At 72.7% G+C, this 24,646-nt stretch carries 20 protein-coding genes; 18 read left to right on the forward strand and 2 right to left on the reverse strand.

Translation table 11 applies throughout. The features are described from left to right. Nucleotides 1-10: 10 nt before the first annotated feature. From ACIBCM_RS22715 to ACIBCM_RS22750, 8 genes are all read left to right on the forward strand, one after another. Nucleotides 11-298: an acyl carrier protein gene (locus ACIBCM_RS22715; RefSeq protein ID WP_399245922.1), complete on the forward strand. Its 288-nt coding sequence runs from the start codon at nucleotides 11-13 to the stop codon at nucleotides 296-298. Continuing rightward, on the forward strand, nucleotides 298-1,641 hold the full coding sequence (locus ACIBCM_RS22720; RefSeq protein ID WP_399245924.1) for an alkaline phosphatase family protein: 1,344 nt from the start codon (nucleotides 298-300) through the stop codon (nucleotides 1,639-1,641). The genes ACIBCM_RS22715 and ACIBCM_RS22720 overlap by 1 nt, the downstream gene beginning before the upstream one ends. After that, nucleotides 1,638-2,333 (forward strand): hypothetical protein, encoded by a 696-nt coding sequence (locus ACIBCM_RS22725; protein ID WP_399245926.1) that lies wholly within the window; start codon nucleotides 1,638-1,640, stop codon nucleotides 2,331-2,333. The genes ACIBCM_RS22720 and ACIBCM_RS22725 overlap by 4 nt, the downstream gene beginning before the upstream one ends. Then, a complete protein-coding gene (cysD, locus tag ACIBCM_RS22730; protein ID WP_399245928.1) occupies nucleotides 2,314-3,120 on the forward strand; it encodes a sulfate adenylyltransferase subunit CysD in 807 nt (268 codons plus the stop codon). Before ACIBCM_RS22725 ends, cysD begins: the two co-directional genes overlap by 20 nt. A 68-nt stretch (nucleotides 3,121-3,188) precedes the next feature. Beyond that, entirely contained in the window at nucleotides 3,189-4,481 is a 1,293-nt protein-coding gene (locus ACIBCM_RS22735; protein ID WP_399245930.1) for a GTP-binding protein, read from the forward strand. After that, the gene (locus ACIBCM_RS22740) at nucleotides 4,478-5,863 is read left to right on the forward strand and encodes an alkaline phosphatase family protein (protein WP_399245932.1); all 1,386 of its coding nucleotides are present in this window, start codon (nucleotides 4,478-4,480) and stop codon (nucleotides 5,861-5,863) included. The genes ACIBCM_RS22735 and ACIBCM_RS22740 overlap by 4 nt, the downstream gene beginning before the upstream one ends. Further along, nucleotides 5,860-7,698, forward strand: coding sequence for a B12-binding domain-containing radical SAM protein (locus tag ACIBCM_RS22745; RefSeq protein WP_399245934.1), 1,839 nt, complete (start codon nucleotides 5,860-5,862; stop codon nucleotides 7,696-7,698). Before ACIBCM_RS22740 ends, ACIBCM_RS22745 begins: the two co-directional genes overlap by 4 nt. Beyond that, complete coding sequence (locus ACIBCM_RS22750) at nucleotides 7,692-8,528, forward strand: hypothetical protein (protein WP_399245936.1); 837 nt, start codon at nucleotides 7,692-7,694, stop codon at nucleotides 8,526-8,528. Before ACIBCM_RS22745 ends, ACIBCM_RS22750 begins: the two co-directional genes overlap by 7 nt. Before the next feature lie 33 nt (nucleotides 8,529-8,561). On the opposite strand, the gene ACIBCM_RS22755 is transcribed toward ACIBCM_RS22750, so the two are convergent. Then, nucleotides 8,562-8,963 carry a VOC family protein gene (locus tag ACIBCM_RS22755; protein ID WP_399245938.1) on the reverse strand — a complete coding sequence of 134 codons (402 nt, stop codon included), beginning with the start codon at nucleotides 8,961-8,963 and terminating at the stop codon, nucleotides 8,562-8,564. Nucleotides 8,964-9,004: 41 nt separating this feature from the next. After that, nucleotides 9,005-10,174, reverse strand: a complete 1,170-nt coding sequence (locus ACIBCM_RS22760; RefSeq protein WP_399245940.1) for a hypothetical protein — start codon at nucleotides 10,172-10,174, stop codon at nucleotides 9,005-9,007. A gap of 126 nt (nucleotides 10,175-10,300) precedes the next feature. On the opposite strand from ACIBCM_RS22760, the gene ACIBCM_RS22765 reads away from it, so the two are divergent. The 10 genes from ACIBCM_RS22765 (at nucleotide 10,301) to ACIBCM_RS22810 (ending at nucleotide 24,507) form a co-directional block, all read left to right on the forward strand. Further along, nucleotides 10,301-10,699, forward strand: coding sequence for a hypothetical protein (locus ACIBCM_RS22765; protein ID WP_399245942.1), 399 nt, complete (start codon nucleotides 10,301-10,303; stop codon nucleotides 10,697-10,699). Next, entirely contained in the window at nucleotides 10,696-11,640 is a 945-nt protein-coding gene (locus ACIBCM_RS22770) for a transglutaminase domain-containing protein (RefSeq protein WP_399245944.1), read from the forward strand. The genes ACIBCM_RS22765 and ACIBCM_RS22770 overlap by 4 nt, the downstream gene beginning before the upstream one ends. Beyond that, nucleotides 11,637-12,104 (forward strand): MmcQ/YjbR family DNA-binding protein, encoded by a 468-nt coding sequence (locus ACIBCM_RS22775; RefSeq protein ID WP_399245946.1) that lies wholly within the window; start codon nucleotides 11,637-11,639, stop codon nucleotides 12,102-12,104. Before ACIBCM_RS22770 ends, ACIBCM_RS22775 begins: the two co-directional genes overlap by 4 nt. Before the next feature lie 24 nt (nucleotides 12,105-12,128). Next, entirely contained in the window at nucleotides 12,129-13,451 is a 1,323-nt protein-coding gene (locus ACIBCM_RS22780) for a trans-sulfuration enzyme family protein (protein WP_399245948.1), read from the forward strand. Then, on the forward strand, nucleotides 13,436-14,455 hold the full coding sequence (locus tag ACIBCM_RS22785; protein ID WP_399245950.1) for an OsmC family protein: 1,020 nt from the start codon (nucleotides 13,436-13,438) through the stop codon (nucleotides 14,453-14,455). Before ACIBCM_RS22780 ends, ACIBCM_RS22785 begins: the two co-directional genes overlap by 16 nt. Continuing rightward, the gene (locus ACIBCM_RS22790) at nucleotides 14,448-14,729 is read left to right on the forward strand and encodes an acyl carrier protein (RefSeq protein WP_399245952.1); all 282 of its coding nucleotides are present in this window, start codon (nucleotides 14,448-14,450) and stop codon (nucleotides 14,727-14,729) included. Before ACIBCM_RS22785 ends, ACIBCM_RS22790 begins: the two co-directional genes overlap by 8 nt. After that, nucleotides 14,723-18,856 carry an amino acid adenylation domain-containing protein gene (locus tag ACIBCM_RS22795; RefSeq protein WP_399245954.1) on the forward strand — a complete coding sequence of 1,378 codons (4,134 nt, stop codon included), beginning with the start codon at nucleotides 14,723-14,725 and terminating at the stop codon, nucleotides 18,854-18,856. The genes ACIBCM_RS22790 and ACIBCM_RS22795 overlap by 7 nt, the downstream gene beginning before the upstream one ends. Continuing rightward, nucleotides 18,853-20,733 carry an ATP-binding cassette domain-containing protein gene (locus tag ACIBCM_RS22800; protein ID WP_399245956.1) on the forward strand — a complete coding sequence of 627 codons (1,881 nt, stop codon included), beginning with the start codon at nucleotides 18,853-18,855 and terminating at the stop codon, nucleotides 20,731-20,733. The genes ACIBCM_RS22795 and ACIBCM_RS22800 overlap by 4 nt, the downstream gene beginning before the upstream one ends. Continuing rightward, nucleotides 20,730-22,025 (forward strand): glycosyltransferase, encoded by a 1,296-nt coding sequence (locus ACIBCM_RS22805; protein WP_399245958.1) that lies wholly within the window; start codon nucleotides 20,730-20,732, stop codon nucleotides 22,023-22,025. The genes ACIBCM_RS22800 and ACIBCM_RS22805 overlap by 4 nt, the downstream gene beginning before the upstream one ends. A gap of 1,723 nt (nucleotides 22,026-23,748) precedes the next feature. Beyond that, the gene (locus ACIBCM_RS22810) at nucleotides 23,749-24,507 is read left to right on the forward strand and encodes an N-acetylmuramoyl-L-alanine amidase (RefSeq protein WP_399245960.1); all 759 of its coding nucleotides are present in this window, start codon (nucleotides 23,749-23,751) and stop codon (nucleotides 24,505-24,507) included. Nucleotides 24,508-24,646: the final 139 nt, after the last annotated feature.

Below are 24,646 nucleotides of genomic sequence, written 5' to 3' on the forward strand. Positions count from 1 at the left end.
GGACCGTGCCATGACCGCGACAGCCGAGACCAAGGACCGACTGCGCAAGGTGGTCGTCGAGGCCCTGCGCCTGGACCGCGACCCGGCCACCCTGCCCGAGGAGGGCCTCCGCCAGGCGCTGGACATCGACTCGGTGGCCGGCCTGGAACTGCTCATCTGGGTCGAGAACGAGTTCGGCATACAGATAGACGACGAGGACCTCAGCGTGCTCCTCGTCGACTCGCTGAACGTCCTGGGCGACTACGTCGAGGAGCGCCTGGCCCGCGCCGGGGGTGCGCCGAGCGCCGGAGCCGCCTGATGCCCCGGCGCCGCGCCGTCGTCCTCGTCACCGAGGGGGCGGCGCCCGAACTCCTCGACCGCTGGGGCCCGGAGCACCTGCCGGCGTTCGCGAGGCTGCGGACCGAGGGCGCCTGGGGCGCCATGCACTCCGAACAGGTGCCCTATGAACCCCCGGGCCTGATCAGCGCCTTCACCGGCTACGGCCCGGCCGAGCACGGCGTCTTCTCGTACTGGGACGCGCACAGCCCCGACTACGAACCGGCCGTGCTCGACAGCTCCTCACCCCGCCGCCCGCTGCTGTGGCGGCGGCCCGAACTCGCCGACCTGCGCACCGCGGTCGTCAATGTCTTCGGCACCCACCCCGTCCGCCCCCTCAACGGCACCTGCGTCGCCTACCCGATGCGCCGCACCCTGCACGCCTGCCACCCGCGGGACCTTCCCGTCCGCCTCGGCAGAAAGGGCATCCGCCCGGCCCACGACGTGAACATCTGGTTCACCGGCCAGGACCGGCGGGAGTTCACCGGCAAGGTGCTCGACGCCGACCGGTCGCGCGCCGACGCCGCCCTCCACCTGTTCGACGGCGGCCAGGGCGAGCGCCCCGACCTGCTCGTGCTCAACCTCACCGCCATCGACCGGCTCTCCCACGTCTACTGGCAGGAACTGGAGCCGGGCAGCCCCGTGCCCGAGGAGGACCAGGCGGTACGACGGGCCTACCGCCTCGCCGACGACGTACTCGGCGGCTTCCTCGACCGGGCCGACGAGCACACCGAGGTACTGGCGTTCTCCGAGATCGGCTTCGGCCCGCTGCGCGCGTACTGCTCCGTCAACGAGGTGCTCGCCGCCGCCGGACTGCTCACCCACGGGCCCGACGGCCGCCCCGACTGGAGCGCCACCGAGGCGTTCGAGGCGGTCCAGGGCACCCAGGGCGTCAACCTGAACACCGCCGGGCGCTACAAGCACGGCACGGTGGAGCCCCACCGCCGCGAGGCCGTCGCCGACCGGGTGCGCGAGGCCCTGCTCGCCCACATCAACCCGCTGACCGGAGCACCCCTCTTCGCCGACGTGCTGCGCCGCGAGGACGTCCACCGCGGACCCGCCGCCGACCGGGCGCCCGACCTGATCCTCGTCCCCCACGACTGGCGCTATCTGCCGCTGGGCGACACCCACTGGTCGGCCCAGGTGCACCGCACCCTGCAGAGCGGCTGGCACCGCCGGGAGTCGTACTGGGGCGGCCTCGGCGGATCCTTCGGCACCGGAACCGCGGCAACCGGGCGGCCCCTGGACGTGGCGCCGACCCTGCTGCGGATGCTGGGCCGCGACCCCCTGCCGGACCTGCCCGGCCGCGCCCTGGAGGCCGTATGACCACGGCACCGGCACCCGTGCGGGAGATCGTGCCGCTCGCGGTCACCCTCGACACCGAGGGCGGGGCCTGCGTGGCGGGCGTGGGGGCCGACCGGCGGTGGATCCGGCCCGAGCCGGTCGCCGCCGGGCAGGTCACGGGCGGCGACCCCGTGTACGCGATGCACCGGCCCGTACTGCTCGCCCTGGGACCGGCGGCGGGCCCCGCCGTACGGCCGGAGGACCGCTCCGTGCACGGGACCCCCCGGTCGGCGGGACCCGGACTCGGCCCCGCGGAACAGTCCGCGCTGCTGGCCGCCGTGGCCGACCCGGACGTCGGGACCGCCTTCGCGGGGGAGCGCAGCGCCGGGCTCGTGGCAGTTCGCCCGCTGCGCTGGTACCGCCGGCGCTCCACCGGCGGCCGGACCTTCCTGCGGCTGGAGTTCACCGACCGCAGCGGCGAGCGCTTCGACTGGATCGTCCGCGACGTCCGCCTGCTCGGTGCCGACGGCCGGGCTCCCCGGCTGCCCGCCCTGCCCGCCGGCCCCGAGGCCCCGGAGGTCTACGCGGCCGTCGGTCTCACCCACCCCAACGGCCGATTCCCCGGCCGGTTCCGGGGCTGCCACCCGCTGGTGGTGGGACTCCACCCGGCCGACGGCAGCCCGCTCACCACCACCTCACTGGAGGGAACAGCCGGTGCACCAGGCATTGCGTGAACTCGAGAACGAGACCGTCCACATCCTGCGCGAGGTGCACCAGCGTTTCGAACGCCCCGCCCTGCTCTGGTCGATGGGTAAGGACTCCACCAGCCTGCTCTGGGCCATCCGCAAGGCGTTCTTCGGCGAAGTGCCCTTCCCGGTCATCCACATCGACACCTCCTACAAGTTCCCGGAGATGTACGAGTTCCGTGACCGGATGGCCGAGGAGTGGCGGCTCGACCTCAGGATCCACCGCAACGAGGCGGCGCTCGCCGCGGGCATGGGCCCCACCCGGGGCAGCAAACTCGACTGCTGCACGGCCCTGAAGACCGACGCCCTCAAGCAGGCCATCGCCCGGGGAGGGTACGACGCCGTCATCGCCGGAATCCGCGGCGACGAGCACGGAGTCCGCGCCAAGGAGCGGATCTTCAGCCCCCGCGACGCGTCGTTCTCCTGGGACTACCAGGACCAGCCGCCCGAGTTCTGGGACCTGCACGAGACGGCCGTGACCGACGACGGACACATCCGGGTCCACCCCATGCTGCGCTGGCGCGAGATCGACATCTGGGAGTACGTGCAGGCGGAGAACATCCCCGTACCCGGGCTCTACTTCGCCCGCGACAACGAACGCTACCGCTCGATCGGCTGCGCCTGCTGCTGCACCCCGGTCAGCAGCACGGCGGGCAACGTCGTGGACGTCGTCCTCGAAGTGCGCCACGCCCGTGACGGCGAACGCGCCGGCCGCGCCCAGGACAAGGAGGACGCCGCCGCGATGCAGAAGCTGCGGGCCCTCGGCTACATGTGACGCAGCCCCGGCCCACCCGCCGGACCCCACCGCCTCGCCGTACCCGAACCGACCGGAATCGAGACCGCATGACAACCCCGCGAACCACCGCGCCGGCCACCGGAGACGGCCTGGCACCGGCCGACACGCTGCACGTGGCCTTCGTCGGCGAGGTCGACCACGGCAAGTCCACCCTCCTCGGCAGGGTGCTGCACGACACCGGAGCGATCACCGCCGACCGGCTCGGCACCCGCATCGAGGACGGCGGACTGGCCTTCCTGCTCGACGGGCTGAGCGAGGAACGCGCCGACCTGTTCACCCTCGACACCGCCCAGGCCGTGCTGGAGACCGAGGCCCGCCGGTACGTCCTGATCGACGTGCCCGGCCACCTCGCCCTGCTCAAGAACATGGCCACCGGCGCCTCCCGGGCCGAGATCGGCGTCGTCGTGGTGGACTGCCTCGCCCGTACGACCGATCAGACCCGCCGCCACCTGCGGGTCCTGGAACTCCTCGGCGTCACCACCGTGGTCTGCGCCGTCACCAAGATGGATCTCATCGGCTACTGCGAGGACGGCTGGCTGCGAGTCGCCGACGAGATGGCCGCCCTCGCCGCCGAGTGCGGACTGCGACTGGCCGCCACCGTCCCGGTCAGCGCCATCGCCGGACACAACATCGCCGCGCCCGCTCCGGCCGCATTCCCCTGGTACACCGGGCAGCCGCTGCTGGACACCCTGCACGGCGTGGGCCTCGAGCGCACCCGGGGCTCCCTGCTGCGCTTCGTCGTCCAGGCCACCGTCGGCGGGCCGGGCGACCGCCGGGTCGCCGGACGCGTCGAGAGCGGCACGCTGCGCCCCGGCCAGGTCCTCGTCGACGGCGAGGGCGCGCGAGGCACCGTGCGCACCGTCGAACGGTTCGGGGAGGACGCGCTGGACGAGGCCACCGCGGGCGACAGCGTGGGCCTGCGCCTCGACGGGGCAGAGCCCGCGCCCGGCGCCGTACTCGCGCCGCCCGAGGCACCGCCGGCCACCGGCAGGACCTGGCGGACCCGCGTCCTGTCCACCGCCGACACGGCCGTCATCGCCGAGGGCGACCGCTGCGTCGTCCGGTACGCCGCCGCATCGGTAACCGGTTACGTCGAGCGGATCGCCCGCCGGTGGAACAGCGCCACCCTCGAACCCGTCACCGACCAGGGCCCCGTGCGCTTCACCGAGTTCGCCGAACTGACGCTGCGCCTCGACAGCGCCGCCCCGGCCGACGCCGTACGCGACTGCGCCCCGCTCGGCCGCTTCATGCTCTGCGACCGGGACGGCCGCGCCCTCGCCCTCGGCGTCGTGGACCGCGTCGAGCGCACCGGCCCCGGAGCCGGGAAGGAGTCCGCATGAGCACCCCCGTGACACCGCGCTCCCTGGTCATCGGGCTGGACGGCATGCCGTACCGGCTGCTGCGGGACCTGGCGGACGCGGGCGTGATGCCGCATACCGCGGCGCTGCTGCCGCAGGGCACCCTGCGGCCGCTGCGCGCTCCGGTCCCCGAGATTAGCTCCACCTCCTGGGCGAGCTTCCTGACCGGCGCCGACCCCGGACGGCACGGCATCTACGGGTTCATCGACACCGAACCCGGCGGCTACCGCACCTACTTCCCCAATGTCGACGACCTGGCGGCCACCCCCGTCTGGCAGGTGACCGCCGCGGCCGGCGTCCCGGCCCTGGTGCTCAACGTGCCCGGCAGCTACCCCGCCCCGCCCGTGCACGGCGCCCTCGTCTCCGGCTTCGTCGCCCCCGACTTCGACCGCGCCGTCTCACCGCCCCGCCTGCGCGGCACCCTGCGCGACGCCGGCTACCGGCTCGACGTCGAGGTCGGCGACGCGGCGAGCGACCCCGGCGGCTTCCTCGACCGAGCCCTCGAAGCCCTCCGGGCCCGCCGCCGGGCGTTCCTGCGGCTGCTCGACGAGGAGCCCTGGGCGCTCGCCATCTGCGTGTTCACCGAGACCGACCGCGTCCACCACTTCCTGTGGGAGCAGGTGGTCGATCCGGCGGCACCGCTGCACGGACGGATCATGGACTTCTACCGCGAGGTCGACGAGGCCGTGGCGGCACTCGTGCCCCACGCCTGCGACGGCGGACTCACCCTCGTCAGCGACCACGGCTTCGGCCCCGCCGACACCCAGTTCTACCTCAACGCCTGGCTGCGCGAGGCCGGATACCTCGCCCTCCCCGCGGACGCCGGCTCCCTCACCGAGATCGACGAACGCACCACGGCCTTCGCGCTCGACCCCGGCCGCATCCACCTCAACCTCCGGGGACGGCGCCCCCGCGGACGTGACATCGCCCCCGGCACCGCCGAGGAGATCGCCCGCAGGCTGACCGCCCTGCGCCGCGCCGGGGACGGCAGCATCCGCGAGGACGGTCCCGGCCGGCCGCTGGTCGCCGAGGTGCTGTACGGCGCCGAACACTACGCGGGGCCGGTCCGCGACCGGGCCCCCGACCTGGTGGCGATGCCCGCTCCCGGCGTACAGCTGAGAGGCGCCTGGTCCACCGACGAGCCGGTCGTCCCGGGGCCGTTCACCGGTACGCACACCCGGGACGGCGCCACCTTCTGGTGCCGCGGCGACCGGGGCGGCGGCGTCGTCGAGATGCGCGATGTGATGCCCACCGTCCTGGCGGGCCTGGGCATCGCCCCCGCGCCCTCGATGGAGGGCCGCGACATCCGGGGGGCGGACACGTCGGCCTCCGCGGGCGCCGGCACCGAGAGGACCGCAGAATGACCACAGACGCGATCACTTCGCTTCCGATCGAGCCGGTCCGCAGGACCCGGCCCGGCGACTTCACCATCGAACTGGACGAACGGATCACCGACCCGGGAGCCTTCCGGGTCAGCTTCGTCATCCTGCTCGACGGCGACCTCGTGATGTCCCCCGAACACCTGGGCGTCGCCTACATGGCCGCCGTACTGCGCCAGGTCGGATTCACCTGCGAGATACGCGAGGTCGAGCACGGCAGCCACCGCGAGGCGGTCGCGGAGATCGCCGGATTCGGCCCGCACCTGGTGTGCTTCACCCTGATGAGCCTGAACGTGCCCAGCTGCGTGGAGTTCGCCCGGGCCCTGCGCCATGAGCTCCCGGACGTGATGATCGCCTGCGGCGGCCCGGCCGGCACGTTCACCGGCAAGGACGTCCTGCGCGGCAACCCGTACGCCGACATCGTCGCCGTGGGGGAGGGGGAACCCCTCATCCTGGACCTGGTGCAGCGCCTCGTGCTCGGGGAGAGCGTCGACGACTGCCCGGGCATCGCCTACCGCCGGCCGGACGGGGCACTGCGCCAGAACGCGCCCCGGCCCCTCGTCCACGACCTCGACGTGCTGCCGTACCCCGCCAGGGACCAGCTCAGGGCGCACGGCAACAAACTGGAGTACGTCCGCGTCAGCACCAGCCGCGGCTGCGTGGCCCGCTGCACCTTCTGCTCGGCACCCAACCTGGGCAACCGGGTCCAGGCGGGCAAGGCGTGGCGCGGCCGCAGCGCAGAATCCGTGGTCGACGAGGTCGAACACCTGGTCAGGGAACACCACTTCCGGACCCTGGACTTCGTCGACTCCACCTTCGAGGACCCCGACGGCGGCCGGGTCGGCAAGAAGCGCGTCCGCGCGATCGCGCAGGGCATCCTCGACCGCGGCCTGGACATCTACTACAACGTCTGCATGCGCGCCGAGAACTGGCACGACACCCCGGAGGACCACGACCTCCTCGACCTCATGGTGCGCAGCGGCCTGGAGAAGGTCAACGTCGGCATCGAGTCCGGAGTCGCGGAGGAACTGCTGCTCTGGGACAAGCGCGCCACGGTCGAGGACAACGTCACCGTCATCCGGATGCTGCGCGAGCACGGTATCTATCTCGCGATGGGCTTCATCCCGTTCCACCCGTACGCCACGGTGGAGACGCTGGTTGAGAACGCCGGGTTCCTGCGGGCGCACGCCGGCCACAACCTGCGCCGGCTCACCGAACGTCTCGAGGTGTACCCGGGCACCTCCATCGAGACGAAGATGGCGGCCGACGGGCTGCTCGGGGACGACTACCGCAGGACGCTGGACCCCTACGACTACCGGTTCAAGGACGAGCGGGTGCAGCGGCTCGCGGTGTACTACGCCTCGCTCTACAACAACGACGACTACCACGAGCGCGGTGTGATCACCGACCAGTCGGCGGTCTTCGAGTTCGAGACGTTCAACGTGGTGGTGCAGACGTTCGTGTCCCGGCTCTACCGGCGCTTCCACCGGGAAGCCGGGGCGATGGCCGAACTGGACGACTTCAAGGACTTCCTGCACGCGCGGCGGCAGGAGATGGGCGCGGCCAACCACGCCTTCTTCATGGAGAATCTGGACGACGTGCTGTCCGGTCGGCTCGACGCGGCGAAGCGACGGCGCCAGGTCCAGGAGATCGAGGACCGGTTCCGGCGCTGCATCGACGACATCCGCGGCAGGCAACTGCGTACCGGGATGCGACTGCACCGGCTCGGCCTGGACGTCGCGGAGATCAGCTCCACCCTGCCGGTACCGGAGCCGGGCGGCGCCCCACGCAGCTACAACGGCGGCGCGCCGACATGGTGAACGGGCCCGCGGCCGTGCCCGACGACGCCGCGGCGGCCGGGACCGCCGCCGAGCAGGGACCGGACCTGGCGGTGTGCACGCTGGCGGACCGGCGGCTGGCGGCCCGTGCGGCCACGCATCCACGGGTCGCCGCCGCGGGCCCGCTCGCCACGGCGAACGTCGGCATCGAGGAACTGGTACGTGCCGTGGTGGCCCACGATGGTGTCCGCCGGCTCGTGGTGGCGGGCCGTGAATCACGGCTGTTCCGACCGGGCCAGAGCCTGCTCGCGCTGGCCGCGAACGGCGTCGACGACAGCGGGCGGATCATCGGCGCGCTCGGACACGAACCGTATCTGCGAACCCTGCGGCCCGGTGTGGTGGCGGAGTTCCGCCGCCGGGTGACCGTGGTCGACCTGCGGGGCTGTGCGGACGAGGCCCGGCTCGTCTCGGCGCTCGACGCCCAGCCGCGCGCGGCGGCGGCCGGCCGGGATCCCTCCCGGACGGCGGAGCTGGCCGTGGAACTGGCGGGGAGCGGGCCCCGCGTGGTGCGGCTTTCCCCCGGCGGCCGGCGCCGCCCGCTGAGCACGGCGGGCACCGGGTTCTTCGTGGTGACGGTGGACGCGGCGCGGCGGCTCGTCGTGCTGCGGCACTACGCGAAGGACCTCACGGACTACCGGGAGCTGACCGGTCACAGCGCGGAGGCCCTGCTGCTGGGCGCGATCGGCCATGAGCTGATCGGGCCCGGGGAGCTGAGCCACGCGGGGTATCTCGGCGCCGAACTGGCCAAGGCCGAGACGGCGTTGCGGCTGGGCCTGCCGTATGTGCAGGACCGCCCCCTCACCGGCCGCTGACCGCCTGCCCCAGCGCCGGGCGGTGGTGTACGGTCAGCCGGCGGGTGCGAGCGGTGTGTTGACCTCGATCAGATAGCCGTCGGGGTCCCGGAAGTGCGCCGCCCGGATCCCCCAGCCCGGCCAGTCCTGGACCTCCTTCACCAGCTGGGCGCCGGCGGCCCGCAGCCGGGCGGCGGTGGCGTCCACGTCGTCGGTCTCGAGGATCAGTGCGAAGCGGTCCTGGCCCGGCAGACCGGCCGGCTCGCGCGTGGTGCCGAGCGCCTGGGCCATGACCTCGCGCTTGTTGAGGGCCAGATGCGTGCCCGATCCCATGTCCAGCTCCGCGTACCGGCTGTCCTCGTCACCGTACAGAACCGGGAATCCGCACACGTCGCGGTAGAACAGGAAGCACGCCTTGTAGTCCTCCACCATCAGACGCACATAGCTGCAGCGCACAGACGCTCCTTTCGCCGGGTAACCGTCCGTCACGCTATCAATCACAGCTGGGCGACGATGCGGCTTGCGACACGGCCGTGAAAGATGTTCACCGCAGCCATCGGATAGTCACCCGCCGCTGTGGACTCCGGCCCGCAGTGACCGAGCCCGATCCCGAACAGGCCCGGTACGGGGCGGCCTTCGTGGCCCAGCACCCGTCCGTCCGAGTCCACCGTGACACGGTCCGGGGGATACAGCGCGAGCCCGTCCGGGCCGAGCACCGGGAGGCGGCGAGCGCGGTAGCCGATGGCGGCGATGGTCAGCCGGGGCACCGGGCCCGGAGCCCGCTCTCCGTGCCGGAGCAGCCGGACGCGCGGCTCGGCGCCGCGCAGAACCGCGTGGTAGAGCTCCTCCGACTCACCGCGCAGCCCGGCGAAACGGTTGATCTCCCCGGTCTCGGGGTCGACGGTGGCGACGGCGGTGCCGGATGCGTGCGCGGCCTGCCGGCTGGGGTGGTGGACCAGCACCCTGCTTCGGGTCTCGACGCGGATCTGTCCCGGGCGGAGTTCCCGGCCCCACTCGCGCAGCAGCAGCCCGACCGCCGAGAAGGCGCTGTGCGAACCGCCGAGGACCCGGATCGCGGCACCCGTGCCGGCGGCCTCCGCGCACACCGCGTCGCATTCGCGGCGCAGTACGCCCTCCGAGGTCACCGTCCGGGGCGGGGTGCCGTGTCCGGTCCGGGGGCGGGCGCCCACCGCGATCACGGCGCTGCGGGAGAGAGCGAGTGTGCGCCGCCGGGCGTCGCGGCTGTGGAAGAGCCCGTCCCGGTCGACGTACAGATGGTCGACCGGGGTGGAGAAGAGCGCGTGCGCCCGGTTGAACCGCACGGTGTAGTCGGCGACTTCACGGGCGGTGCGGGCCAGGAAGCGGGCGGCGAGCCGCAGGGGGACCGGCCGGTCGGAGTTGTCCATGAGCGTGCGGCCCTCGGCGGAGTGCAGCGGCGCGCGCAGCCGGCCGTCCGGGGCGAGTCCGCCGAGGAAGTCGCCGGCCGCGGAGTTGGAGGGGATGTCGTAGTCGAGGCTGCGCCACTCGTCGCGGGCGCGCCGGTCGAGGAAGACGCAGCCGTCCCGCATCAGGTCGTCGACGACGTCGGCGCGGTCGGCCGCGACCGGGATGCCGAGAGCGGCGGGCCCGAAGCCCACGACCTGGAGTCTCGCGGCACTGAGCTGCATGAATGACCCCCCTTCAACTGTTGTCAGCGGCAGCCTAGAAGGCGCATTGACTATAGTCAATGCGATGGTTATGTTTGTGGCGTCCAGTGCAGAGGCGCATGTCAAAAGGCTGCGGGGAGAGTGCAGATGACCGTCGGGACACCGCCGTCGACCGAGGAGCGCGTACTGCGCTATCTGTCCGTGGGGCAGGGCTTCAAGCTCTTCGCCCAGGAGGAGGGGAAAACCAGCCTGGGCGACCACTTCGTCTTCCACGACATCCTCAAGGACTCCGAGGGGCGCGAGGTCGGCCGGGACGCCGGCTTGTGCACCCTCGCCTCCGACCGCAGCTACCAGCTCAACGTGACGATGGAACTGCCCGGCGGCTGCGTCACGGCCCAGGGCTTCGTGGAGAACGAGCTGGGGCTGCTCGCCGTCACCGGAGGCACGGAGATCTACCGCCGGGTCCGCGGCGACGTGCGCATCAGCAGGTCCGGCGACGAGGGACTCGACGTCACACTGCGCATCAGCGGAGTGCTCGAACCGTGACGGCCACGGCCGCGGGGCTTCCGGCGGCGTCCGACGCGCTGATCGGCGCGCTGATGGCCGATGTCGCCCGGATCCCCGACGAGCACCGCACGTACACCTGCGGCACCTGGGAGGCCAGGACCCAGCACGGCATCGGCGCCGAACTCCTCGACCGTCTCACCCGCGCCGGGCTCAGCAGCCGGGAGGTCGACGGCGAGCCGCACTTCGACGGCCTCGACCTGGGCAACCTCGCCCTCCACCTCGGGCTCTCCTCGGTCCAGCGGGTGGCCATCCGGTCCTGGGGCCGCACCTGGGCGCGCGTCCGCCGCGGCCCCGGACGCCATGTGCTGCGCTATGTTCCCGCCTGCCCGGAACCCGGCCACGAGGGGCCCTGCCACTACCGGTTCGTCCTGCCGGGCGGCCGGCGGCACGAGCTGACCCTCGGCCCGCTCGACGAGCCGCCCGCCGTCACCCTGGAGAGCACCCCGCCCCCGCCCGCGCCGCGACTGCCCGACGATCTGGCCGCGTTGTGCCACGAGATCGCGGCGCTGCGGTTCTTTCTGCTGGCCGAGTCGATCCGCTGGGACGCCGACTTCATGCGCTCCTGCGGCATCGCGGACTGCGGCGGCAGCTCCACCCTTCTGCTGGAGGGCGCGCAGCGCCTCGGCTACGTGGCACGGCGCTCATTCGGCCTGATCGTGGCGGAGCCGTTCTCCACCCCCCACCACTGGGCGGACATCCGCCTCGACGGCACCTGGGTGCCGTTCGACCCCATGATCATGAAGGCGCTGGCAAGGTGGTCGAGTGCCGTCCCCGACGACACCCCGGTCACCCAGCCGCTGACCGGACTCGTAGCCCGGATCTCCGGCGAGTGGCTGCCGCCCGCCGTCCACGGGGACGGGGACACACAGCCCCGGATCTCCTATCTCACCGAGTACCACGCCCACGGGAGCACCACATGACCACGTCCGAGCAGCCGTCCGAGCCCGAGCACACGACGGGCACGGCCCCCGAGGCGACAGACCCCCCGGGAACGGCCCCCGGGGCAGCGTCCCCCGGCGGAACCGGCCCGCTCCCGTCCGATGTGCTGCACGCCCACTGCCTCGCCAAGCCCGGAGTGACGTTCGACCACGTCTTCGGTCCCCAGACCACCTGCTACCGCATCGCGAACAAGATCTTCCTGATGGTCGGCCAGGACGCGGACCCCCAGTACGCGACCTTCTCGTACGACCCCGACGAGTCCCTCGTACTGCGCGCCACCTACCCGTCGGTGAAGCCCGGCTACTACTCCAACAAGCGCCTCACCAACACCGTCTACTACGACGGCGGGGTCCCGGTCGAACTGACCCTGGACTGGGTGGACGAGTCCTACGCCATCGTGGTCGCCAAGCTGCCCCGCAAGGTCCGCGACCAACTCCCCGGCTGACCGCCGAGATTGTGAAGGTGTCCCATGAGCGAGCGGGACGGCACCGCCCTGGGCTCCTTTCCCCGGGCCCGCGCCGACGCCGAGTGGATGAACGACCTGCGCCGCGAACGGACCGCGGGGCCGCGCATGCCGCACCAGCAGTCCGTCGACGGGCCGGCCGGAGACTCCACCACGGCCGTGCACGGGGGCACCTACCGCGACCCCACCACCGGGGCCGTCGGCACCCCGATCTTCCAGACCAGCACCTTCCTGCTCGACGAGACCAGCTACGACGCCTTCTTCGAGGGCGTCACCCGGGACGTGCCGATCTACACCCGCTACGGCAACCCCTCCCAGTGGAGCGTCCAGGAGAAACTCGCCCTCCTGGAAGGCGCCGAGAGCGCCCTGGTCACCTCGTCCGGGATGGCCGCCATCTCCACCACCGTGCTCGCGCTCACCAATCCGGGCGGGCACATCATCACCGCGTACGACGTCTACGGCGGCACGTACAACCTGATGCGCGAGGACATGCACGCCCTGGGCCGCGAGGTGTCCTTCGTCGACGCCGCCGACCCGGTCCGGGTCGCCGCGGCCATCCGCCCCGAGACGCAGATGCTGCTCGTGGAGGGCCTGACCAATCCGCTGCTCAAAGCCCCGCCGCTGGCCGAACTCGCCGCGCTGGCCCGCGAGCACGACATCCTCCTGGTGGTCGACAACACCTTTCTGTCCCCGGCCTGTCTGCGCCCGCTCGACCTCGGCGCGCACCTGGTCGTGCACAGCGCCACCAAATATCTGAACGGACACAGCGACCTGACCGCGGGAGCCGTCGCCGGGTCGCGCAAGTTCGTGGACCGGGTGTGGGCACAGGCCCTGCGCCTCGGCGGCACACTGGAGCCCTTCTCCTGCTTCCTGCTGGAGCGCGGACTGAAGACCCTCGCCGTGCGCATGCGCGCCCACGACGAGAACGCCACCGGTATCGCCCGAGCCCTGGCCGCCCACCCGCGCATCGCGGCCGTCCACCACCCGAGCCTGCCGGACTACCCCTACCCGCATCTGCGCGAGTCCGCCCGCGGCTACGGAGGCGTCGTCAGCTTCGAGGTCGCCGGCGGGGACGCGGCGGCGCTGCGCGTCATGCGCGCCCTGCGCCTGCCCCGGGTCGCCACCAGCCTCGGCGGGGTCGAGTCCCTCGTCAGCATGCCCTTCAACACCTCACACAGCTCGCTGACCCAGGCCCAGCGCTCCGCGGTCGGGATCCGCCCGGGGCTCATCCGCTACTCGGCCGGCATCGAAGAGCTCTCCGACCTCGTCGCCGACCTGCACGCCGCCCTCGACGGGCCGGAAGAGGAGGACCCGTGCGCAACGGAATGAACATCGCGGGCGTCAGCGAAGTCGTCCACGAGGTCCAGGCGGAGCCCCACGAGGCCGTCTACCGCTACGGCGCCGCCGCCGAATGGCACACGGGCCGGGGCATCCGTGCCCGCAACGAACCGGCCGTGCTCGGCACCGTGAAATCGCCCCGGCGCTTCGAACTGGCGGTCGCCGAGGAGAACGACCCCGGCCGGGGCGGCGGCCCGACCCCGGTCCGGCTCGCGCTCACCGCGCTCGGCGCCTGCGCGCTGACCACCTTCATCGGCGGCGCCAGCGCGCGCGGTGTCACCCTGGAGTCCCTGCGGCTCGCCCTCGGCGCCGAACAGGTCCGCGACGGCACCTCCGGCCGGATCACCGACCTCACCTACACCCTGACGGTCCGGGCCGACACCGGGGGAGTGGACCTCGCCGAGGTGCTGGCCGGTGTGGAGGAGCGGAGCCCCAACCACCGGACCCTGGTGGACCCCCAGCCCCTCACGCTCGTCCTCGACGGAGCCGGGGAACCGGTGCCCGCGCCGACGGCCCCCGCCGCCGGCCGGGGGCTGCCCGTCTCGGCCACGGTGACCTGGTCGTACAGCGTCCAGCTCGTCGCCACCACGGACGGGGACCCGGCCGAGCTCAGGGTCGACCAGCCCAAGCAGCTGGCCGGTGTCGACTGGGGGCCCAACCCCCAGGAGTACCTCCTCATGGCGCTCGCCTCCTGCGTCCTCGGACGGGTCGCCGAACTGTCCGCACGGCCCGGCCGCCCCCCGCACCCCTGGCGGGTCCGGGCCACCGGACAGGTCGACATCCGGGGGCTGTTCGACATCGGCGACGACCCGACGGTCCCCGTCCACCGGCTGACCCTGGAGGTCACTCCCCTCGACGCCGCCACCGCGAGGGCGGAGGACTGGCGGGACACGGTGCGCGAGGCCGTACGCCGCTCCCCGGTCGCCGCGCTCCTGACGGCGGGGCACCCGGTCAAGGTCGAGCTGGACGCGGGTGCGGAGGCCGCTCATGGCTGAACGGGACCACATCGAGGCGGTCGCCCGCGCATGGTGGACCCGGACAGCCTCCCGGGACGGTACGCCGCCCGCCCCCGACACCGACTTCTTCGCCGTCGGCTGCACCTCGCTCCAGGCCGCCATGGTCACCTCGGGGATCTCCGAGGACCTGGACGAGGAGATCCCCGTCCGGCTGCTCCTGCAGAACAGCCGGTACGACGCCTTCGTCACCGCCCTCCACGCCTACCTCGCCGTCCCGGAGGGCGAGGCGGCCGCGGGGAGGCCGGCATGGTGACGCCCTCCGCCACCGACGCGGACCACGGCGCACCGCTCACCGACCTCCAGCACGCCTACTGGGTCGGCGAGCAGGGCGCGTACGACCTCTCCGTCCCCGCCCGGCTCCGACTCGACCTCGAACTGCCCGAACTCGACGAGACCGCCCTGCGCCGGGCCCTGGACGCCTGCTCGGCCCGCCACCCCATGCTCAGGGCACGCGTCCGCCCCGACGGCACCCAGAGCGTGGACGCCGGCACCCCGATACCTCTCCTGATACGGGACATCACCACACCCCCGGCCGCGGGCGCGCCCGCCACGGTGCCGGTCGCTCCAGAGGCGGTCGCCCCGGCGCAGGGGGCTCCGACGGCGACTGCTACGGCACCGGGCCCCACGGCGGCGGCTGCCCCGGCGCCGGCTCCCACGGCGGCGGCTGCCCCGGCGCCGGGCCCCGACACACGGTGGCGGATCGTCCGTGACGAGGCGCTGGACGCGTTGCCGTCGCTGGCGGACGGGCCGCCGCTCGCGGCGGTTGCCGTCCGGATGCCCGGCGCGGTCCGGCTGACCCTCGTCCTGCGGCTGTTCGTCTTCGACGCCGCCTCGGTCGGCATCCTGCTGCGTGACCTCGGCAGCTTCTACCGGGACCCGGCCCTGCGGCTGCCGCCCGTCGAGGAGTCCTTCCTCGACTTCGCCCGCCGCGAGGAGCGCCGGGCCGGCCGGGCCAGGCGGGAAGCCGAGGCGTACTGGGCTGCGCGGCTCGCGGAGTTGCCCGGCCCGCCCGAACTGCCCCTCGCGGCCGGCGCCCCGCCCGCCGGCTCCACCTCCTTCCGCCGCCACGGCTGGATGATGTCCGCCGAACGGTCCGCCAGGCTCCGTGCCCGTGCCCGCGCCCGCGGCCTGTCCGTCAACGCCGTGATGTGCTCCGCGTACGCCGCCGTGCTGGCCCGGTTCTGCGGCCGGGACAGCTTCACCCTGACCGTGCTCGCCTCCCGGCGCCCGGCCACCGCACGCCACGCCGACGTCATCGGCAACCACGGCACCACCGTCGCCCTCGCCGTCCCGGCGGCCCCCGGAGCGTCCTTCGGCGAGCGCACCCGGCGCCTTCAGGAACGGCTGCACGAGGCATACGGACACTCCGCCGTGTCCGGCATCGAGGTGCTGCGCCGGATGAAGGCCCGCGGCGGGAACAGCCCCGAACTCCTGCCCGTCGTCTTCGCCGGCAGCATCGGCTCGCCGGGCGGCGACACGGCACCGGAGCAGGAGGAGCCGCCCGCCGCCGACGGCCTTCCCGGCGCCCGCCCCCTCGGCGGCGCCCTGCACACCCCCCAGGTCTGGATCGACCACCAGGTCCACGAGGACGGCCCCGCGATCGGCTGCACCGTCGACCTCGTGGAGGACGTCTTCCCCGAGGGCCTCCCCGACGCGTTCATCGACACCTACCGCCAGTGGCTCGACCTGCTCACCGACGCCGAGGACCACTGGGACGAGCCGGTACGCCCACGGCTGCCCGGCCGTCTGCTCGCCGCTCGCCGCGCGGCGAACAGCACCACCCGCCCGCTCCCCGCCCGACTGCTGCACGACGGCTTCGACGAACAGCGCCGGCTGCGTCCCGAGCGCACCGCCCTCATCTGCGGTACGGAGCACGTGAGTTACGGCCGCCTGGGGACCGAGGCGATCTCGCTCGCGCGGCGCCTGACCGCCGAGGGCGTCCGTCCCGGTGACCTCGTCGCCGTACGGGCCGCGAAGAGCCGCCCGCAGATCGCCGCGGTCCTCGCCGTCCTCTACGCGGGCGGCGCCTATGTGCCCCTGGCCCCCTCCGTCCCGCCCCGCCGGCTCGCCAAGGTGATCCGGCACGCGGGCATCCGGCTCGTCCTCACCGACGATCCCGGAGGGCTCGCCGCCGACCCGGACGTCCCGGTGGTCGACCTCCGTACGACCGGCACGGCACCGGGACCCGACGCGGCCGTCGCCCCCGTGCACCGGTCCCTGCCCTCCGACCTGGCGTACATCATCTACACGTCGGGCACGTCCGGCGAGCCCAAGGGCGTGGCCATCGAGCACCGCGCCGCCATGAACACTATCGACGACCTCCTGGACCGTTTCGCCATCGGCCCCGGCGACCGGACCCTGCAACTGTCCTCCCTGGGCTTCGACCTGTCCGTCTTCGACGTCTTCGGCACCCTCGCGGCCGGCGGCACGCTGGTCCTGCCCACCGACGGCGGACCGCCCGACCCGGCTCAATGGACGTCCCTCGTCCGCAGGCACGGCGTCACGGTCTGGAACTCGGTTCCGGCGCTGCTCGACATGGCCCTGCACGCCGGCGGCCCCCGCGACCGGCTGGACTCCCTGCGCCTGGTGATGCTCAGCGGCGACTGGATTCCCATCGGACTTCCCGCGCAGGTACGGGAGTTCGCCCCCGATGCCGTGGTCGCCGCGCTGGGCGGCGCCACCGAGGCCGCCATCTGGTCGAACATCCATCTGCCGGGCGAGCGCCCGCTGCCCGGCTGGACCAGCGTCCCGTACGGCACCCCGCTGGCCAATCAGGGCTTCCACGTACTCGACGGCGAGGCCGGGCACGCGCCCGACTGGGTGCCCGGCGACCTCGTCATCACCGGCACCGGACTGGCCCGGGGCTACCACAACGCACCCGGGCAGACCGCCGCCGCCTTCCGCCACCACCCGGTGACCGGCGAGCGGATGTACGTCACTGGCGACCGCGCCCGCTACCGCCCCGACGGGACCCTGGAGTTCCTGGGCCGCGCCGACACCCAGGTGAAGGTACGCGGCCACCGCATCGAGCTCGCCGAGGTCGCCTCCGTGGCCCTCGCCCTGCCCGGCGTCCGGGCGGCCGTCGCCGACGTCCTCGGCGAGCGGCCCGACGAACAACGCCTCGCCCTGTTCGTGGCCTGCGATCCGGCGGAGCGGACCGGTCTCGCCGAGAAGGCCGCCGAGGCGGCCCGCGAGACGCTGCCGCCGTACATGGTGCCCGCCGACGTGGTGCTGCTCGACGCGCTGCCGGTCACCGCCAACGGCAAGGTGGACCGCGGCGCGCTGCGCCGCTCGGCCGGGCCGGCCACCGCCCGGCGGCCGGAGGGCCGGCCACCGTTCCCCGGCACGGAGACCGTACTGGCCGCCATCTGGGAGGCGGTGCTCGGAGCACGGGTGAGCGACCGGGCCGCGGACTTCTTCGCCCTCGGCGGCACCTCGCTGCTGGCCGCCCGCATGGTCGGCCGCATCGAGACCGCGTTCGGTGTACGTCCCCCGCTGTCCGGACTCTTCCGGCATCCCACCCTCGCCGGACAGGCCCGGCTGGTGGAGGAGGCCGACACCTACTCCGCCCGGTGCACCGCGGTCCTGCGCGGCGAGGTGGGCGCACCCCGACTCGTGCTCTTCCACCCTGTCGGCGGCGGCCTGCTCTGCTACCGGGAACTGGTCGCCGCACTGCCCGGCGCCCGCCATGTCATCGGCGTCCAGTCGCCGCCCCCCGCGCCCGGCGGGGGCCCCGGCGAGGGAGTGCGCGCATGTGCCGGGGAGGACGGGGTGAGCACGCTCGCCGCGCGCTACGCGGCCGAACTGCGCACGGAACTGGGCTCCGGCCAGGCCGTGTTCGCCGGCTGGTCGATGGGGGGCGTGCTCGCCCTGGAGACCGCCAGGCTGCTGCGCGGCGGCCCCCTGGACGTCACCGACGTCGTCGCCGTCGACAGCTACGTCGCGGCCGCGCCCGGCACCTTCGTCCACACGGGCCCGGCCGCCGAACGGGCCTTCCTCGCCGACCTGCACGGGGGCACGCACGGCGGACACCCCCCACGGACCGCGTCCGTACCGCGGGAGCTGCGCGAGCCGTACCACGCCTATCTGGCGAACTACCGGGCGCTGCTCACCCACCGGCCCGCCGAGCCGGACGGCATCCGGGTGCTCGCCGTGCGCTTCCGGGACAGCGCCCCGGACGGCTTCGCCGGCCTCGTGCCGCTGACCGACCACTGGAGCCGGGTGCCGCCAGGAGTCCGCGTCGAGGAACTGCCGGGCGATCACTTCGCCGTGACGGATCCCCTCCGTCACGGACCACTCGTCGACCTGCTGACCCCCCACAGGCCGGCCACCGAACCACCGGCGGCCCCCGCTGCCGGGGAAGAGCGAGGAATGTCATGACAGCGGCTCAACCGCTCACCGCGACCGGACCGGCCACCGGCACGGACGCCGTCATCGAGGTGGAGGACCTGGCCAAGGACTACCCGGCGAAGGGAGGCGAGAGGGTCCACGCCCTGACCGGCGTCAGCTTCCGGGTCCGCCGCGGGGAGATTTTCGGTCTGCTCGGCCCGAACGGCGCGGGCAAGAGCACCACCGTCCGGCTGATGGCGACGCTCGCCGCGCCCACCGCGGGCAGCGCCCGAATCGCCGGCCACGACACGGCCACCGACGGTGAGGCGGTGCGCCGCAGCATCGGCGTCGCGCTCCAGGAGACCGGACTGGCGGAGCTGATGACCGCCCGGGAGGCGCTCTGCCAGACCGGCAGGCTCTGGGGCATGGCCACCGGGGCGGCCGACGCGCGGGCCACCGAACTCCTGGAGCTGATCGGCCTGGAAGAGGCCGCGGACCGCCTGGTCAAGACGTTCTCCGGCGGGATGAAGCGCCGTCTCGACCTCGCTCTCGCCCTTGTCCACCGGCCCGAGGTGCTCTTCCTCGACGAGCCGACCAACGGACTGGACCCGGTCGCCCGCCGCCGCGTCTGGGACCAGGTGCGGGCCCTGCGGGACGCCGGTACGACGGTCCTCCTCACCACCCAGTACCTGGAGGAGGCCGATCAGCTCGCCGACCGCGTCGCCGTCATCGACGGCGGGCGGATCGTCGCCCAGGGCACCCCCGACGAACTCAAGCGCGCGCACGGTGCCGACACCGTCGAACTCGTCCTCGCGGACGAGGAGGCCGCCCGTTCGCTCGCCGCCGACGTCCTGGTCGAGGGCAAGCCGGGCACGGCGTCGGGGCCCCGCATCGCCTACGCCGTGCGCAACCCCGACTCGGCCGTCCCGGAACTGCTGCTGACCCTGCACACCCGGTCCGTCCGCCACCACGGCCTGCGCATCAGTCGGCCCAGTCTCGACGATGTGTTCATCGCCCTCACCGGCCACGGCATCGCCCCCGAGACGAGCACGGAGCCGGACCCCGGGGACCAGACCGCCCCGACCGCGGAGCGGCTGCGCAGTCTGACCGCCGCGGCCACCGCACCCGGACGGGACGCCGCGCCGGGCTCCCGCGCGGCCGCTCCGCCGCTGACCCAGACCTGGCTGCTGCTGCGCCGGCTGTTGCGCGAGGCCCTGCGCAACCCCGGGGCCACCGCCCCGAACCTGATGATCGGCACGTTCTTCCTCTTCGTCTACGACGGTCTCCTCGGCGGCTCCCCGGCGGCCCAGGCGTCCGGCGGCGGCAACTACGCCAACTTCCTGCTGCCGACGATCCTGCTGTTCACCTCGCTGTCCGGAGGCGCCGCCGGGCTGACCCTCGTCCAGGACATCGAAGCCGGCCATCTGAAACGCCAGTTGACGATGCCGCTGTCGCGCACCGCGCTGATGGCCTCGTTCACGGCGATCGGCGCGATCATGGTCCTCGCCCAGGCGGTCATCGTGACGCTGCTGAGCCTGACCCTGGGCATGAGCCCCGAGACCGGACCGGCCGGCCTGCTCGCGGTGTTCGGCCTGGCCCTGCTGTGGGGCCTCGGGATCGCCGGCTACTCCGCCGCGACCGCCGTGATCACCGGCAACGCGGCCGCGGCCCAGGCCGCCACGCTGATCTTCTTCCCGCTGCTGTTCATCTCGCCCGCCCTGATGCCCGCCTCCGAGCTGAAGGGCTGGATCGAGGTGGCCTCGGCGGCGAACCCGGCGACCTATCTGCTCGAATCGATGCGCGGACTGCTCAACGACGGCTGGGACGCCGGGCAGTTGGCCGTCGGTGTCGGGGTCGGTACGGGATTCGCCGCGCTGATGCTCGCCTGGGCGGCGACCGCGGTGAAACGCGGAATGAGCCGCGCATGACCACCGGCCCCGACGAACCGCTCGGCGGCCGCCGGCTGCTCTACGCCCTGTGGGACGGCGGCGGCAACGTCGCCACCACCCTGCTCCTGCTGCGCGGGCTCGCGCGGCGCGGTGCCGGGATCACCGTGCTGTCGAACGACTCCGTGGCCGAGCGGGTGCGGGCGGCGGGCCTGGACTTCACGCCCTTCCGGCTCGGTCCGCGGCACGATCCGCGTACCCGTGAGACCGACGTCCTCAAGCTCTGGGAGGCCCGGTCGCCGGCCGAGGCCTCCCGGCTCATCCGGGACCGGGTCATGTTCGGGCCGGCGGACGCCCTGTGCCAGGACACTCTCGGGGCCGCCCGGGAGTGCGGCGCCGATCTGCTCGCCGCCGACTACACGCTCTTCGGGTCCCTGGTCGCGGCCGAGCGGCTCGGCCTGCCGCAAGTGGTCCTCATGAACACCATCTACCCGCTGCCCACTCCGACGCTGTCGGGCCTGCGGGCCGCGCGGAGCGGCCCGTTCACCTATCTCTTCACCCGCATGCTGGCTCAGGGGCTCCCCGAACTGAACCGGGTTCGTGCCGCCTCGGGCCTGCCCGTCCTCGCGACCGCGCAGGAACAGTACGAGCGCGCGGACGCCGTCGTGGTCACCTGCCACCCGTCCTTCGACCCGGCGGCCCCGTCCGTCCCGCCGTACGTCCACTACATCGGCCCCCAGGTCGAACCTCCCCGAGAGCCGCCCGGCCCGCCGACGGGTCCTTTGCGTCGCGTCCTGGTCAGCCTCTCCACCACGGAGCAGCCCGAGGAGGCGCTGCTGGTCGACTCGCTGGTGCGGGCGGCCGCCCTGGTCGGGGACGCGGAGTTCGAGTTCCTGGGCGGGGTCCTCGCCCCCGGCAGGGAGCTGCCCCCCAACGTCACCGCGCACGGCTACGTCCCCCTGGAGCAACGTCTGCCGGGCACCGGCCTGGTGCTCCACCACGGCGGCTTCGGTACGACGACGCGCAGCCTGCTGTGGGGTGTGCCGTCGATCATCTTCCCCTCGTTCCAGGAGCAGTTCAACAGCGCCCGCCGGATCGAGGAACTCGGCTCGGGCCGCGGACTGCGCCGTGATTCCCCGCCCGAGGTGATCGCCGCCGCGATCCGTGAACTCCTCGACACCCCCTCCCACCGCGCTTCGGCCCGGGAACGCGCCCGCGCCTTCCGCGCGGAACACGATCCCGGGGCCGCGGCCCGGGTGTTCGCCGCCATCGGACGGCCGGACCGGGAGGCCTCCTCAGCCCTGGCTGCTCCTGCGCACCGACAGCACGGGTGAGCCGGTTTCCCGGAGTCCGGCAGGCAACTCGCTCCGACCGGCGAGCAGTTCGGTGAGCATCCGGCGGGCCGCCGGAGCGGATCGACGGCATCGCCGCCGGCGGGAGCGCTGTCCTTGCCGACAACCTCATCCATGCCGGTGGGAGGAGGGGGACGGCCTTCGCGGTCGGCGCTCACTCCGGGACGCTTCCTGCGCTGAAGCCGATCAGCCCGGCTGTGATCGCCCACGCTGCTGTGACCGGCCTACCCGGGCGTGAGTAAACGCGCTCGCGCTGCTACGCCTGCTGCCGATCAAGGACCGGGACATCGGGATCCCGGCCCTTCGGTATCAGTAAAACTCCAGGTCAGACCCCCCTTTGCCGCCGACCGACCGCCTTCCGGACCTACCAGTACGAGATCCCCCGGCCGAAGTCCCGGCGAACCCTCGGCACCTGACCTCGGCAACTCCGAGATCCCCGACAGAGTCAAGCTCAGAGGTACCCGCTCCCGGCTCTCACGGAGCAGCTCAGCACTATCGGCAGACAGGGCAGCCGGGCAGCATCGGCGGGAGCCGGGAGCGGGAGCTTTCAGGTGGATGTCACAAGGGCCTTGTGCGCGACCTCGGCGGCATAAACAGCATCCGCCTCAGAGTTGAAGTAGTGGAATCCGACTCGCAGATCGCCGTTCGCGGTGATCGTCGCGCGCACTCGGGCGTCGTACAGCCTCACGGGACCAATCCGGTAGCCCGGTGGCGGCGCGGTCACGACGATGTGCGATCGGGCACCGCGATTGAGGTCTCGGAAACCAAACCGCTGTTGGCGACGAAGACATGGTCATGAACGTCCACCGCCACCCCGACCGGCTTCGCCCCCACAGGGATCGTGGCCACCACACGCGGCACTTCAGTACTGGATGTTTTCATCGCTACACGACTTTCGTCCCGTCATGCCTTGCAGTTCACCGCCTCGGCGGGATCGGCACGCGCGCCGGCTCAGCCGTCGAAGCCCGCCGCCTGCGGTAGGAAGTACCACCGGATGTCGGTACGGCTGGTCACTTCGTTGGTCCCCCGTCGAAGAACTCATAGTTCCCGGGCCGGGGCCCGGCTCCTCAACTCTCAATCACCAGTGTCAGCCATGCTGTACAAATCTGCATGGGGAGTCGACCCGCTCCGTGTAGCCGGCCACCGCGGCTCGCGTCGTGGTGGTGTCGTACGGCAGTCCCACTGCGGTACTTGGGCACAGACGCTCATCGGCTCGGGGAGGCGCTGCGGGTGTGTGCAGAGGATCTTCCGGCTGGCCATCGACGGCAGCATCGGGATCGGGCCCTCTCACGATCGCTGCGACGGGGCTTAACTGGAGGGAACCTCGCCACGGATCATGTGGTGGCGCCGAATGCGGTGATGAGGATGCGGGGGGTGCTTGCCTCAGGCGACCAGCAGCGCCGTCAGAGGTCGCTGCCGGCACCGCCCGATAGGGCCGCCAGGCCGTCGTCGTTTCGACGACGGCCTCCGGAACACCGTCCCGTACTCACCGGATCGTTCGCTCATGCGGTGCGGTCTCGTCTCCCGCGCGCTCGCCCACGGCTCCCCGGTTGAGCGGTTGCTGAATGCGTACGAGTATGGAGGGAGAAAGCCCAGTGCGGACCGGAATCGTCCGTCACGGCTGAGAGGTTGTCACATCACGATGATTCTCCTCCCCTGTGTGGAGGGCATCTCCCCGAGCCGAATCAGTCTCCGGAGTAGTGACATGACCATCAAGAACATGCAGTTCACCTGCCCGAATTGCGGCGAGGTGTCGACGTACGCCGTGCAGACGGACGGCGAGGCGCCCGAGCAATCGGGTCTGGCCTTCCATCAGGACCTGGGCAACCTGCGGAGCCTTGGTATTCCGTACACGAACAGTCCGAACCGTGACGCGTATGGTCCGCTGGTCCCGCAGGGCATCGTCGTCCACTACACCCAGGGCAAGTACGAGGGAGCCATCGGCCACTTCCAGAATTCCGCGTCCAAGGTCTCGGCGCACTTCATCGTCGCCAGGGACGGCCGGCGCATCCAGATGGTCCCGCTGCCCGACCCCGACACCAACGGCCCACGGGACGGGCGGTACACGGCCTGGCACTGCAAGGGAGGAAACACCCGCTACATCGGCATCGAGCACGAGTACGGGTACACGGGCGCGACCGGCCCCCAAGACTGGACCACGGACATGATGGAGTCCTCGGCGGAGCTGTCGGCGTACTTGTGCCACACGTACGCCATCCCGGTCGAGGTGCCGCTCGCCCCGAACGAGCGCGACTGGTTCACGGGCTTCGGCGGACACTACAACGTGCCCAACAACAGCCACACCGACCCGGGTCCGTACTTCCCGTGGGACTACTACATCGACCTCGTGCAGTGGTTCTACGGCCGCATGGCCGTCGGCTTCCCGCCCGGCGCCGCGCCGGCGTCCGCCAAACCGATCCGGGAGGTACAGGGGTCCGGGAAGCCCGCCTACCAGACGCTGTGACCGCCGGATGAGGTGACGTCCCATGCCGGGGCTCTACGGTGACCGCGCTCACCGCCTGTTCGGCCGCCCCCGGCCGCCTTGACCTGTTCGTCGGCGACGGTAACGGCGGTGTATGGCACAGGACGCGCACGACGCCCCC

Origin of the sequence: Streptomyces sp. NPDC051018, assembly GCF_044456085.1 — a bacterium.
Lineage (GTDB): Bacteria > Actinomycetota > Actinomycetes > Streptomycetales > Streptomycetaceae > Streptomyces.